This is a genomic window from Rhodococcus sp. ZPP (genome assembly GCF_017656075.1).
In the GTDB taxonomy this organism is placed as follows: domain Bacteria; phylum Actinomycetota; class Actinomycetes; order Mycobacteriales; family Mycobacteriaceae; genus Rhodococcus_F; species Rhodococcus_F oxybenzonivorans.
In genome coordinates this window covers 5,822,727-5,836,100 of sequence record NZ_CP058638.1, presented here as the reverse complement: position 1 = coordinate 5,836,100, position 13,374 = coordinate 5,822,727, and the positions used below count along the sequence as shown (strand labels likewise).

10 protein-coding genes are annotated in these 13,374 nt (G+C 65.8%); 1 reads left to right on the top strand and 9 read right to left on the bottom strand.

The annotated features are described in order from the left end of the window. Positions 1-1,116: 1,116 nt before the first annotated feature. From HYG77_RS26880 to HYG77_RS26850, 7 genes are all read right to left on the bottom strand, one after another. A complete protein-coding gene (locus HYG77_RS26880) occupies positions 1,117-3,078 on the bottom strand; it encodes an acetoacetate--CoA ligase (RefSeq protein WP_208961170.1) in 1,962 nt (653 codons plus the stop codon). Positions 3,079-3,125: 47 nt separating this feature from the next. Next, positions 3,126-4,280, bottom strand: a complete 1,155-nt coding sequence (locus HYG77_RS26875; RefSeq protein WP_159927534.1) for an acetyl-CoA C-acetyltransferase — start codon at positions 4,278-4,280, stop codon at positions 3,126-3,128. A gap of 112 nt (positions 4,281-4,392) precedes the next feature. Continuing rightward, complete coding sequence (locus HYG77_RS26870; RefSeq protein ID WP_208961169.1) at positions 4,393-5,208, bottom strand: CoA ester lyase; 816 nt, start codon at positions 5,206-5,208, stop codon at positions 4,393-4,395. Continuing rightward, a complete protein-coding gene (locus HYG77_RS26865) occupies positions 5,205-5,696 on the bottom strand; it encodes a MaoC family dehydratase (protein ID WP_109331659.1) in 492 nt (163 codons plus the stop codon). Before HYG77_RS26865 ends, HYG77_RS26870 begins: the two co-directional genes overlap by 4 nt. Then, the gene (locus tag HYG77_RS26860; RefSeq protein ID WP_109331669.1) at positions 5,693-6,856 is read right to left on the bottom strand and encodes an acyl-CoA dehydrogenase family protein; all 1,164 of its coding nucleotides are present in this window, start codon (positions 6,854-6,856) and stop codon (positions 5,693-5,695) included. The genes HYG77_RS26865 and HYG77_RS26860 overlap by 4 nt, the downstream gene beginning before the upstream one ends. After that, on the bottom strand, positions 6,853-8,853 hold the full coding sequence (locus tag HYG77_RS26855; RefSeq protein ID WP_208963535.1) for an acetyl/propionyl/methylcrotonyl-CoA carboxylase subunit alpha: 2,001 nt from the start codon (positions 8,851-8,853) through the stop codon (positions 6,853-6,855). The genes HYG77_RS26860 and HYG77_RS26855 overlap by 4 nt, the downstream gene beginning before the upstream one ends. Positions 8,854-8,868: 15 nt before the next feature. After that, the gene (locus tag HYG77_RS26850) at positions 8,869-10,458 is read right to left on the bottom strand and encodes a carboxyl transferase domain-containing protein (RefSeq protein ID WP_208961168.1); all 1,590 of its coding nucleotides are present in this window, start codon (positions 10,456-10,458) and stop codon (positions 8,869-8,871) included. A 205-nt stretch (positions 10,459-10,663) separates the two neighbouring features. Between HYG77_RS26850 and HYG77_RS26845 the strand changes: the two genes are divergently transcribed. Next, a complete protein-coding gene (locus HYG77_RS26845) occupies positions 10,664-11,218 on the top strand; it encodes a TetR/AcrR family transcriptional regulator (RefSeq protein WP_109335230.1) in 555 nt (184 codons plus the stop codon). A gap of 69 nt (positions 11,219-11,287) precedes the next feature. Here the strand turns inward: HYG77_RS26845 and HYG77_RS26840 are convergent, their stop codons facing one another. Together HYG77_RS26840 and HYG77_RS26835 are read right to left on the bottom strand one after the other, a co-directional pair. Beyond that, a complete protein-coding gene (locus tag HYG77_RS26840; RefSeq protein WP_109331675.1) occupies positions 11,288-11,557 on the bottom strand; it encodes a GlsB/YeaQ/YmgE family stress response membrane protein in 270 nt (89 codons plus the stop codon). Positions 11,558-11,689: 132 nt separating this feature from the next. Further along, a complete protein-coding gene (locus HYG77_RS26835; RefSeq protein WP_109331676.1) occupies positions 11,690-13,327 on the bottom strand; it encodes an AMP-binding protein in 1,638 nt (545 codons plus the stop codon). Between the last annotated feature and the right edge of the window lie 47 nt (positions 13,328-13,374).

The window sequence follows — 13,374 nt, the reverse complement described above, 5'->3', positions numbered from 1 at the left end:
GGGTTACTCCGTTCTCGAACGCGTGGCTTGCCGCCGCCTGTGTGACTGGTGATTGGTAGCTCTGAACGCCACTACATGCACGTGCCTCGGTCCGAGGCCACTCGCGAATCGGGAACGGGACGGCCCACCTTGGGCTGATCGACGAGTTCCACCACAGTGGAGATCGATGCAGTGCGCCGTGGGGCGCTCTGACATCCCGGATCATTCGTGGTGAGCGGGTTCATTCCTGGCTCCGTTCCTTCATCGATCCAACAAGCGGCCACCCAATCGGTGCTCGTCACCCTCGGAGTCGACAGACGAGTCTACGGCGGAAATAGACGTCCGATCTTTCGCCACACTCATGCCTGCACCCTCCTCTCATTCGTCGGTGACCATCTCGGTTCGTCCTGTGTCGAAATAACGCCGGGGTGTACATCGGTCACATACCCACCACTGTTACCTGCCGAGCTGTGACCTTCCCGACCGTCGATACTTCCAGAATCAGTCGAAATTTGGATCGGCGACGCGCACATGTTCAACAGCGAGAACCACATTCCGGGCGTCGCGTACACATGCGAGGCGAAAAACGTACCGCGGGTCGGAATTCCGCCGGATGGACAAATGTCGTGTCCACATTTATCGCCCCCTTCTCGAAGAATTCCACTTCGCGCGGTACCAACCGATCGGCTGATCGGCCGCGGGGGCGGACTTCGCACCACCACCGCTTGTTTACCAACCATCGTGTCTACCAAAGCCCCGCGCAGGTCTCAAAGCGGAACACTCGCGGCGAAGGCGAGGCGGGAATGAAATCGAGACCCGCTCAAACGTGACGCGCACACGCCTCTGGCAGCGACATCCTATGCGCTCGAAACTGAAATTCAGCGCGGAATTCGCCTTGACCTGCATGGGCGCAGTCAGTAGGGCCACCCGGGCGCGGGATGTGCCATCCGTATCGCCCGCGGCGGCGATCACACTTGGACGGCGATGAGACGGGATGCAGCGCGCGTGGCGTCCTATTTGTCGTATCCCGGCGCGGACGCTCGCTGCGCCGATAAGGAGATATCTCACACCCCCCGCCACGCACCACGCCCGAACCGCCCTTGTTACCTCCCAGTAACAAAAGCAAGCCTTACCTGGTCAGCCACCCTGAGCCGCCGTGCGGCCATGCCGGGCGAACCAGTCGAGCAGTGCTGGATCATCGACGGCGCTGCGGTCGACCGAACGAGCCGCGTCCGCGCCTTGGAAAATTTTCTTGAGTGGCACCTCGAGCTTCTTGCCGGTGCGAGTGTGAGGAATGCCGGGCGCTCGGATGATGTCGTCCGGCACATGCCGGGGCGAGGCCTGCTCACGGATCGCACCCCGAATTCGGTCTTGCAACGCGTCGTCGAGCTCCACCCCGTCGACGAGGACCACGAAGAGCGGCATCCAATATCCGCCGTCCGGCAGGTCCACCCCGACCACCAGTGCTTCTGCGACCTCGGGCAGCTTCTCCACCACCTGGTAGATGTCCGCGCTCCCCATACGGATACCGTTGCGATTGAGTGTGGAATCGGACCTTCCGTGCATCAGCACGGTCCCGCGTTCGGTGATCGTGATCCAGTCACCGTGCCGCCACACACCGGGAAACACGTCGAAGTAGGCGTCGTGGTAGCGCCTCCCGTCCGGGTCGTTCCAGAACGACACCGGCATCGACGGCATCGGAGCCGTGACCACCAGTTCACCGACCTCGCCGCGCACGGGACTGCCCGACTCGTCGAAGGCGTCGACAGCGACACCCAGACAGGGAGCCGACAATTCGCCGGGCCAGACCGGAACAGTCCGCGCACCACCGATGAAGGCCGAGACCACGTCTGTCCCACCGGTGATCGACATGACGGGAATGTTCCGACCGACGTTGTGCGCCAACCACAATGACGACGCGGCAGGCAACGTGGACCCGGTGCTGCCGACCGCGCGGAGCGCAGTCAGGTCATGGTCGCGGGCGGGCACCACCCCGGCCTTGGCGCAGGCGAGTACGTACCCGGGACTCGTCCCCACCACCGTCACACCGAGACGTGAGGTCAACGCCCACAACGCATCCGTCGTGGGCCACCCGGGGCTCCCGTCGTAACACACGATGGTGGCCCCCACGAGCAGGCCCGCGGTCTGGAAGTTCCACATCATCCAACTGGGACTGGTGTACCAGAAAAGGGTGTCGTCTCGGCCGACGTCGAGATGAAGCGCGAGCGACTTGAGGTGTTCGAGAAGCACTCCGCCGTGGCCGTGCACGATTCCCTTCGGAAGACCGGTTGTTCCCGAAGAGAACACCACCCACAGGGGGTGGTCGAACGGGACGGCCACCGGTTCGAGCGCGGCATCCCGGCCCGTGGCCTCAGCCCACGTGGTGGCGTCGCCGACCTCCGATTCCCGTCGAAGATGGGGCACGATGACCGTCAGGGCCAGAGAGGGCAGCCCGGCCTGCAGGTGGCGTACGGCATCGACGCGGTCGTGCTCCTTGCCGCCGAACCGATACCCGTCCGCGGTGATCAGCGCCTTCGGGTCGAGCTGTCCGAGCCGATCGAGGGCTGCCGGCGAGGAATAGTCCTGCCCGCACGCGGCCCAGAGCGCCCCCACCGAAACGGTCGCAAGGAACGCGATCACTGCCTCGGGAATGTTGGGTAGGTATCCGACGACGCGATCGCCGACACCGACGCCGTGATCCCGCAGTGTGGCCGCGAGCGCCGCGACCTGCGAGCGCAACTCGTCCCACCCGACAGCGACGTCGGCCCCATCCTCACCGACGTACCGGATGGCGGGCCTGTCGGAGCGGGCATTGCGGAAGACCTGATCGACGTAATTGAGAGTGGCGCCGGGAAACCACACGGCGCCCGGCATGGAGGACTCGGCCAAGGCCGGACCCGGATCGGTCGCAGAGCGGATGTCGAAGTAGTCCCACACGGCTTGCCAGAACGCGTCGGGATCGGCCACCGACCAACGCCACAACGCCCGGTAGTCGTCTACCGGAACGTTGTGGCGCCGTGCAATGAAAGCACCGAAGTCGGTGATCACCGCGTTGCGCAGATCAGCCTCGGTCGGGACCCACTGCGGATCGGCTGTCATGGTTCCATCTTCCCCGACAGCCGGAGTGCTCCGCGTTCTTTTGGTACCTAGCTGGTGGGAACCCGCACGATCAGGGCGTCACCCTGACCGCCGCCGCCGCACAGCGCGGCCACACCCACACCGCCGCCGCGGCGCTGCAACTCGAGGGCCAGATGCAAAGTGATCCGCGCCCCGGACATGCCCAGCGGATGCCCCACCGCGATCGCCCCGCCATTGACGTTGACCTTCGCCGGATCCAGCCCCAGCTCACGGGTCGAGACGATCCCGACAGCCGCGAAGGCCTCGTTGATCTCGACCAGATCGAGATCCTTCGGATCGATGCCCTCCTTCGCGCACGCCTTCGCGATCGCCCGCGCCGGCTGCGACTGCAACGTCGAGTCGGGTCCGGCGACCACCCCGTGTGACCCGATCTCGGCGATCCACTCGAGACCGAGCTCCTCGGCCTTGGCCTTGCTCATCACGACCACGGCCGCCGCACCGTCGGAAATCGGTGACGCGGACCCGGCCGTGATCGTTCCGTCCTTCGCGAAGGCCGGACGCAACCGTCCCAGCGTCTCCACCGTTGTATCGGCACGCACTCCCTCGTCCTGGCCGAACACGATCGGTTCACCCCTACGCTGAGGAATGGACACCGGCACCACCTCGTCGTCGAACAACCCGTCCTTCCAGGCCCGGGCCGCGTTCTGGTGCGACGCCGCCGCGAACGCATCCTGCTCCTCGCGGCTGGTCTGCCGACCGGGTTCCGTGTTCTGCGACTCCGTCAGACTTCCCATGGCCTGATCGGTGAAAATGTCGTGCAACCCGTCGAACGCCATGTGATCACGCATCGTCACATCGCCGTACTTGAACCCCTCCCGCGACTTCTCCAGCAGATGCGGCGCCCGCGACATCGACTCCTGCCCACCGGCAACAACCACCTCGAACTCCCCCGCCCGGATCAACTGATCCGCCAACGCAATCGCATCGATCCCCGACAAACACACCTTGTTCACCGTCAACGCCGGCACATCCATCGGAATCCCGGCCGCAACCGCCGCCTGCCGCGCCGGCATCTGCCCCGCCCCCGCCGTCAGGACCTGACCCATGATCACGTACTCCACCTGATCCGGCGCCACCCCCGCCTTCTCCAGCGCACCCTTGATCGCGATCCCACCCAGATCCGAACCCGAGAGATCCTTCAACGAACCCATCAACCGACCCATCGGCGTACGGGCCCCGGCAACAATTACCGACGTAGTTCTTTCAGGCACTGCAGTTCTCCATTCCTGTGTTGTAACCGTGTGTACTCGTCAACCACCCGCGGCTGAAGAGTATTCACGGGGTCGTGCCGGATCTCCTCAGGATCGCCTCTGCGTGACGCAGGACGGGTGCGTCCACCATCTTGCCCTCGAAGGCGAAAACTCCGCGTTGCTCGTCGACCGCGGCCAGAACTCTCGTGGCCCAGTCGACCTCGTCGTCCGAGGGTGCATACGCCTCGCGGATCACCGCGACCTGGCTGGGATGGATGGCGACCTTGACATCGAACCCGACCGCCACCGCGTCGTGCGCCTCGGCGCGAAGACCGTCGAGGTCCTTGATGTCCAGGTAGACGGAATCCAGGGCGAGGCGATGGAAGCCCTTCGCCGCCAGCAACGTGGACGACCGTACGTGCCGGGCCACGTCACGGTACGTGCCGTCCTCGCGGCGACTGGAGTTGCCGCCCATCGCCGCCACGAGATCCTCGGCGCCCCACATCACGCCGATCGTGCTCGCCGCCAGCGCGATCTCGCCCACCGCGAGCGCCCCGAGCGGCGACTCGACCAGGGCGATCACCTCGCGTGGCGCCAGCGACAACACCTGATCGGCGGTCTCACATTTGGCCAGCATCAATCGGGTATAACGAGTGCCGTCGAGGGCGAGGAGGTCGAGTTCGTGGTCGTCGGTGCCGACCGGATTGACACGGACCACTGTTCGCTCCGGATCGAGCGGGGTGTCGATCAGCGCGACACGGGCGGCCTCCTTGTCTGCGGGCGCCACCCCATCCTCGAGATCGAGGATCACGACGTCGGCTGCCGCAGCCGCCTTCGCGTAACGCTCGGGCCGGTCGGCCGGGCAGAACAGCCAGGCCGGTCCGGGCAGTGCCCAGCTCACGACGGCTTCTTCTGGACGAGGGTCTTGCGCACGGCGATCGCCACCACGTCGCCGTTCTGGTTGCGCCCGGTGTGCTCGAGGGTGACGATGCCCTCCCCCGGTCGGCTCTTCGACTCCCGCTTGTCGGCGATGCGTGTCTCCGCGTACAGCGTGTCGCCGTGGAACAGCGGTTTCGGGAAACTGATCTCCGAGAATCCCAGGTTCGCGACGATGGTCCCCTGGGTGAGTTGCGCGACCGACAACCCGACCAGCGTCGAGAGGGTGAACATCGAGTTGACGAGGCGCTCACCGAACTGGGTGCCCTCGCTGTAGGCGGCATCGAGGTGCAGGGCCTGGGTGTTCATCGTCTGGGTGGTGAAGAGGACGTTGTCGGCCTCGGTGACGGTGCGGCCGGGCCGGTGCTCGTAGACCGCTCCGAGTTCGAACTCCTCGAACCACAGGCCCCGCTGGACGATCCGGTTCGGCTCCTCGGCTCCTGCTGCGCTCACAGTCCGGCCTCCCGCGCGATGAGCATCAACTGCACCTCGGTGGTGCCCTCGCCGATCTCGAGAATCTTGCTGTCTCGGTAATGCCGTGCCACCACGTACTCGTTCATGAAGCCGTAGCCACCGTGGATCTGAGTGGCGTCCCGCGCGTTGTCCATGGCGGCCTCGGACGCGACGAGCTTGGCGATCGCGGCCTGTTTCTTGAACGGCTTGCCTGACAACATCAGTGCAGCGGCGTCGTAGTAGGCGGTGCGGGCGGTGTGGGCGCGTGCCTCCATGCGCGCGATCTTGAACGCGATGGCCTGGTTGTGCCCGATGGGTCGCCCGAATGCCTCACGCTCCTTCGCGTACTTGACCGACTCGTCGACACACCCCTGCGCCGCACCGACACTCAGTGCGGCGATCGCGATGCGGCCCTCGTCGAGGATACGGAGGAAGTTCGCGTATCCGCGACCCCGCTCGCCGAGAAGGTTCTCCTCGGGGACGCGAACGTCCGAGAACGTGAGGGGGTGGGTGTCGGAGGCGTTCCAGCCCACCTTGTTGTACGCAGGTTCGGCGGTGAAACCGGGGGTCGAGGTGGGGACGAGGATCGTGGAAATCTCCTTCTTGCCGCCGTCCTTCACGCCGGTCACCGCGGTGACGGTGACGAGCCGGGTGATGTCGGTGCCCGAGTTGGTGATGAATTGCTTGTTGCCGTTGATGATCCACTCACCGCTGTCGAACTTGGCTGTGGTCTTGGTGCCGCCCGCGTCGCTTCCGGCGCCCGGCTCCGTGAGACCGAAAGCAGCGAGGCTCTTTCCGCTCGTCAGCTGCGGGAGCCACTCCTGCTTCTGCGCTTCGTTGCCGAAGCGGTAGATCGGCATCGCACCGAGGGACACGCCGGCCTCGAGGGTGATGGCAACGCTCTGGTCCACCTTGCCCAGCTCCTCGAGGGCGAGGCACAACGCGAAATAGTCGCCGCCCATTCCGCCGTATTCCTCGGGGAACGGGAGGCCGAACAGACCCATGTCGGCCATGCCCGACACCACCTCGTACGGGAAGGTGTGGTTGGCGTCGTGCTCTGCCGCGACCGGTGCCACCACGTTCTTCGCGAAATCGGCGACCGTCTTGGCCAGCTGCTGGTATTCGTCGGGAAGCTGGCCGGTGGCGAGATATTCGGTCATGACTCGTTCTCTTTCGTGTCGGTGTGCGGGGTGACTCGTGCGAGCAGCTGGTCGACCATCACCTGGTCACCGGGTGCGACGAGGATGTCGACGACGCCGTCGATGGGTGCGGTGAGCGAGTGCTCCATCTTCATCGCCTCGACGACGACGAGGCTCTGGCCCGCGGTGACGTGGGAGCCCGCTTCGGCGCCGACGGCGATGACGGATCCGGGCATGGGGCTGGTGATCTCGGCCTCGCCGGCATGCACGTCACCTGTGCGGACACTGAGCTCCTCGACTTCCCGGAGCATCGTCGTGCCCTCGGATCCGGCGAGCCAGATATGCCCGTCGGTCTGGGCGACCCGGTAGGTTTCACGTCTGCCGTCGATCACGACGGACAGGGTGGTTCCGTCGAGGGCCGCCGTCAGGGACAGGGTGTCGCCGTCCTCGACCTGCGCGGTGGCCTCGGACGGACTGCCCGTGATGCGCACGTGGTCGGTACGCGTCGGCGATGCCAGCCGAATACTGGTGGGCGCGGGAACCCCGACCCGCCAGCCGCTGGGCACGTCCCACGGATCGGCCTGTGCACGCTCCGGCCAGCGCTGCAACCAGCGGAAAGCGGCCGCGGCGATGAGGGCGGCATCGGTGGCCTCCGCAGCGACGAAGTCCTCGAGCCGGCGGTCGAGCAGACCGGTGTCGAGGTTGCCCGCCACCACGTCGGGATCGGCGAGCAGGAAGCGCGCGAACTCGATGTTGGTCACCACACCGAGCACACCGGTGCCGGCCAGCGCCCGGTCCAGCTTCCGCAGCGCACCGGCTCGGTCGTCGGCGTGCGCGATGACCTTCGCCAGCATCGGGTCGTAGTCGCTGCCCACCACGGTGCCGGGCTGCAGCCCGGAGTCGACGCGGACTCCGGGGCCCTCCGGTTCGATCACGTCGGCGACGAGACCACCGGTCGGCAAGAAGCCTCGGCTCGGATCCTCGGCGTAGACGCGGGCTTCGATGGCATGTCCGGTGAGGGTGATGTCGCCCTGGGTGAAGCCGAGCGGCTCACCCGCGGCCACTCGCACCTGCCACTCGACCAGGTCCAGGCCGGTGACGAGTTCGGTCACGGGGTGTTCGACCTGAAGCCGGGTGTTCATCTCCATGAAGAAGAACTCGTCCGGCTTGTCGGCGGAGACGATGAATTCGACCGTTCCGGCACCGGAGTAGTCGACGCTGCGCGCCGTGTTGCACGCCGCCTCGCCGATCCGGGCGCGGGTCTGCTCGTCGAGCAGGGGCGAGGGCGCCTCCTCGATGACCTTCTGGTGGCGACGCTGCAGACTGCACTCGCGCTCACCGAGATGCACCACGTTGCCGTGCCCGTCGGCGAGGATCTGCACCTCGATGTGCCGGGGCCGCAACACGAATCGCTCGAGGAACAGGGTGTCGTCACCGAACGCGGACGCGGCCTCACGCCGTGCACTGCGCAGGGCGTCGGCCAACGCCCCGGGCTCCTCGACCAGACGCATCCCCTTGCCGCCGCCGCCCGCCGACGGCTTGACGAGGACCGGGTAGCCGATCTCGCCCGCGGCGGCGATCAGTTCGTCGTCGGAGAGGCCGGGCCGGGCGATGCCCGGTACGACGGGCACGTCGAACTTCGCGACGGCGTTCTTGGCGGTGATCTTGTCGCCCATCACCTCGATGGCGTGAGCGGACGGGCCGAGGAAGGCGATGCCGGCGTCTGCGCAGGCCCCGGCGAACTTGGAGTTCTCCGACAGGAACCCGTAACCGGGATGGATCGCCTGAGCTCCGGTGGTCTGGGCGGCCGCGATCACCTTCTCGATCACCAGGTAGCTCTCCCGGGCGGCGGCCGGGCCGAGCAGGACTGCGGTGTCGGCCTCGCGGACATGCCGCGCGTCCCGATCCGCTTCGCTGTATACCGCGACCGAGCGGATTCCCATGGTCCTCAGGGTGCGGATTACCCGCACCGCGATCTCACCGCGGTTGGCGACGAGGACGGTATCTATCCGTGTCATGTCAGTCATGTCCGTTCACATCCGGAAAACGCCGTAGGAGACCGGTTCGAGCGGTGCGTTCGCGCACACCGAAAGAGCCAGCCCGAGAACAGTTCTGGTATCGGCGGGATCGATGATGCCGTCGTCCCACAGGCGGGCGGTCGAGTAGTAGGGGTTGCCCTGCGCCTCGTATTGCTCGCGGATCGGCGCCTTGAACGCCTCCTCGTCCTCCGCCGACCACGGGTTGCCCGCACTGTCGAGCTGCTCGCTGCGCACCGTCGAGAGCACCGACGCCGCCTGCTCACCGCCCATCACCGAAATTCGCGCGTTCGGCCACATCCACAGGAAACGCGGGGAGTACGCCCGCCCGCACATCGAGTAGTTGCCCGCCCCGTAGGAGCCGCCGATCACGACAGTCAGCTTGGGAACCCGGGCACAGGCCACCGCGGTCACCATCTTCGCGCCGTGCTTCGCGATACCCCCCGCCTCGTAATCGCGGCCGACCATGAAGCCCGCAATGTTCTGCAGGAACAGCAGCGGAATCCTGCGTTTGTCGCACAGCTCGATGAAGTGGGCACCCTTCATCGCCGACTCGGCGAACAACACCCCGTTGTTCGCGACGATGCCGACGGGATGACCCTCGATGTGCGCGAAACCGGTGACCAGCGTCTTGCCGTACTCCGCCTTGAACTCCTGGAAGGTCCCGCCGTCGACGATGCGGCCGATGACCTCGTGAACGTCGTACGGGGTGCGCGGGTCGGTCGGGACCACGTCGTACAACTCGGCCTGCGGCGCCGACGCGGGGACGGCGCTGATCACATCCCACGCACGTGCGGCGCGCGGGCCGAGCGTGGCGACGATGTTGCGCACGATCCGCAGCGCGTCCTGATCGTCCTCGGCGAGGTGATCGGTCACTCCCGACACCTTCGAGTGCAGGTCTCCGCCGCCGAGGTCTTCCGCGGTGACGACCTCACCGGTCGCGGCCTTCACCAGCGGCGGACCGCCCAGGAAGATCGTGCCCTGGTTCCGGACGATGACCGCCTCGTCGCTCATCGCCGGCACATAAGCGCCGCCCGCGGTGCAGGAGCCGAGGACCGCCGCGATCTGCGGGATGCCCTGCGCGCTCATCGTCGCCTGGTTGTAGAAGATCCGGCCGAAATGCTCGCGATCGGGAAACACCTCGTCCTGCCGGGGCAGGAACGCGCCACCCGAGTCGACGAGATAGATGCACGGCAGCTGGTTCTGCAGCGCGATCTCCTGCGCCCGCAGGTGCTTCTTCACCGTCATCGGGTAATACGTGCCGCCCTTGACCGTGGCGTCGTTGGCCACGATCACGCATTCCCGGCCGGACACCCGACCGATCCCCGCGATCACACCCGCACCGGGGCATTCGTCGTCGTACAACCCATTGGCCGCGAGCGGGGCGATCTCGAGGAACGGACTCCCCGGGTCGAGCAACGTGTCCACTCGATCGCGCGGGAGCAACTTGCCCCGGCTCACGTGCCGCTCCCGCGACTTCTCACTACCGCCCAGAGCAGCAACGGCCAGCTTCGACCGCAGCTCGTCCACCAATTTGGTGTGCTCTACCCGGTAGCCCTCTCTCGTAGTGGTTCCGCCCAGTGCCATCGTGCCGCCTTCTCGTCTTGACGCCCGTGCCGAGTGAGTTAATACTCGATAACTGAATTCAAGATAACTGTGATTAACTGAGTTGTCCAGACCGCAACCCGAAAGGAGCGAGGCGATGACCGCACACGTCGACGAAACCGGAGCGCCGGCAGCACCGACAGCGTCCACCGACGGCGCCGGAGCGCCGATCACGCGTCGCGAACAGATGAAGGCGGATCGCCGCCGGCAACTTCTCGACGCCGCCGCTCGCCTCATCGCCGAACGGGGATTTCTCGGCGTCCGGCTCGAAGACCTAGGATCCGCCGCCGGGATCAGCGGTCCCGCCGTCTACCGCCACTTCCCCAACAAAGACGCCGTATTGGTCGAACTACTCGTCGGCATCAGTACGCGACTCCTGGAGGGCGGTTCCCTCGTCGCGGCGGAGGCCTCCTCCCCCGAGGCGGCACTCGACGGCCTCATCGACTTCCACCTCGACTTCGCACTCGGCGAATCCGAACTGATTCGCATTCAGGACCGCGACCTCGAAAGCCTTCCCGCCGAGGCGCGGCGTGAGGTCCGGCAGAAGCAGCGACGCTACGTCGAACTGTGGGTGCAGGTGCTGCTCCGGGTGGACCAATCGCTCGACGAAACGGATGCCCGTACCAAGGCCCATGCAACGTTCGGGTTGATCAACTCCACACCGCACAGCGCCGATCCCGCGACTCCGGCGCGCACTCGGAAGGTTCTGCGCGAGATGGCACTCACCTGTCTGCGTCCGTGATTTCGGCTACCCAGGCGCACGGCAAGGGCCCCGCCCTGGATTGGACGGGGCCCGTGCACAGCCGGGTACCTACACTCTCCGCTTACTGGTCATGGACGTGTACGCCAAGGTCAGCACAGCTGCCGCAGCGATACTGATAATCCACCGTATCCAGTCGATTCCGCCGGTATCACCCTTGTCGCTGATCGCGCCCCACACCCAATATCCGATGAGGGCGCCCGCAATGCCGAGGACGATGGTGATGATCCACCCCATCGCCTGCTTCCCTGGGATGACCAGACGCGCGAGCACGCCGATGACCGCACCGAAGATGATGGTGCCGATGATGTCTCCAACCATTACCCTCTCCTCTCCACACGCGAGTGCGAGCGGAAGGCCACCGCTCCTTCGCAGATTAGCCAGCGTGGCAGCGGTTCAACCGTGGTTGGACAAATCGTTGCCGAATGGTTCATCTCCGGGACACGAAGAGGCTTATGACCCGCCGATCAACGCCATCGACTGTTCACGCATCTCCACCTTGCGCACCTTGCCGGTCACCGTCATGGGGAATTCGTCGACGATGTGCACATACCTGGGGATCTTGTAGTGGGCAAGCTTGCCGGTGCAGAATGCCCGGACCGCGGCTTCGTCGAGCGGCTGCGCACCATCCCGCATGCGGATCCATGCCATCAGTTCCTCGCCGTACTTGGCGTCGGGAACACCGATCACCTGGGCGTCGAGAATGTCGGGGTGGGTGTAGAGGAACTCCTCGATCTCGCGGGGATAGACGTTCTCCCCGCCCCTGATCACCATGTCCTTGATCCGGCCCGTGATCGCCACGTACCCGTCGGCATCCATTACGCCGATGTCACCGGTGTGCATCCACCGCGCCGCGTCGATGGCCTCGGCCGTCTTTTCCGGGTTGTTCCAGTACCCGAGCATCACCGAGTATCCGCGGGTGCAGAGTTCACCCGGCTCGCCGCGGGGAACCGTCAATCCTGTTGCAGGGTCGGTGATCTTGACCTCCAGATGCGGTCCGACCCGCCCGACGGTCGTCACCCGCTGGTCGATGGTGTCGTCGGAGCGGGTCTGCAGCGACACCGGTGACGTCTCGGTCATGCCGTAGCAGATGGACACCTCGGCCATTCCCATCTGCTCGATCACCTGCTTCATCACCTCTACCGGGCACGGTGATCCCGCCATGATGCCGGTGCGCAGGGTGGACAGGTCGAACCGGTCGAAGTCCGGGTCGGCGAGTTCGGCGATGAACATCGTCGGCACCCCGTACAGCGACGTGCATTTCTCTGCCTCGACGGCTCGCAAGGTGGCCCTCGGGTCGAAGGAAGGCCCGGGAATCACCATGGCGGCGCCGTGACTGGTGCAGGCGAGATTGCCCATCACCATGCCGAAGCAGTGGTAGAACGGCACGGGAATGCACACCCGGTCGTTCTCGGTGTAATGACACAGTTCGCCGACGAAGAATCCGTTGTTCAGGATGTTGTGATGACTGAGGGTGGCACCCTTGGGGAAGCCGGTTGTTCCCGAGGTGTATTGAATATTGATCGGGTCGTCCGACGACAGCCGGGCCTGCGCTGCCTCGAGCCGCGACGGGTCGTCGGCGAGCGCCGCCGCGCCGTCCGTCATCAGCGTGCTCCACTCGGGACTGCCGAGGAGAACGACCATGTCGAGATCGGGGCACTCCGGGCGCACTTCCTCGATCATGGCGCCGTAATCGGAGGTCTTGAACTCAGCAGCAGACACCAGGAGGCGGATGCCTGCTTGTCCCAGCACGTACTTCAGTTCGTGCGCCCGGTAGGCGGGGTTGATGTTGACCAGGACCGCACCGATCTTCGCTGTGGCGTACTGGATGAGCGTCCACTCCGGGCAGTTCGGCGCCCAGATGCCCACCCGGTCACCTTTGACGATGCCGCGGGTGAGCAGGGCCGCCGCGAGCGTGTTCACGTCCTGCGCCAGTTCGGTGTACGTCCACCGACGACCCGAGGGAACATCGACCAGGGCGTCGCGACGACCGTGCGCGGCCACAGTTCGATCGAAGTTGTCTCCGATGGTGTCCCCCAACATCGGGGCGTCGCCGAGCCCGGACGTGTAGCTGGGAAGTGGCGTTGTCATAGCTTTCCTCTCCAGGCGCCTCGACGGACACCTACGGGACGGGCGGG

Coding starts and splice junctions, on each gene's coding strand:
- HYG77_RS26835 (WP_109331676.1), bottom strand. CDS start 13,327: ATGACAACGCCACTTCCCAGCTACACGTCCGGGCTCGGCGACGCCCCG.
- HYG77_RS26850 (WP_208961168.1), bottom strand. CDS start 10,458: ATGGCACTGGGCGGAACCACTACGAGAGAGGGCTACCGGGTAGAGCAC.
- HYG77_RS26845 (WP_109335230.1), top strand. CDS start 10,664: ATGAAGGCGGATCGCCGCCGGCAACTTCTCGACGCCGCCGCTCGCCTC.
- HYG77_RS26855 (WP_208963535.1), bottom strand. CDS start 8,853: ATGACACGGATAGATACCGTCCTCGTCGCCAACCGCGGTGAGATCGCG.
- HYG77_RS26840 (WP_109331675.1), bottom strand. CDS start 11,557: ATGGTTGGAGACATCATCGGCACCATCATCTTCGGTGCGGTCATCGGC.
- HYG77_RS26875 (WP_159927534.1), bottom strand. CDS start 4,280: ATGGGTCGGTTGATGGGTTCGTTGAAGGATCTCTCGGGTTCGGATCTG.
- HYG77_RS26880 (WP_208961170.1), bottom strand. CDS start 3,078: ATGACAGCCGATCCGCAGTGGGTCCCGACCGAGGCTGATCTGCGCAAC.
- HYG77_RS26860 (WP_109331669.1), bottom strand. CDS start 6,856: ATGACCGAATATCTCGCCACCGGCCAGCTTCCCGACGAATACCAGCAG.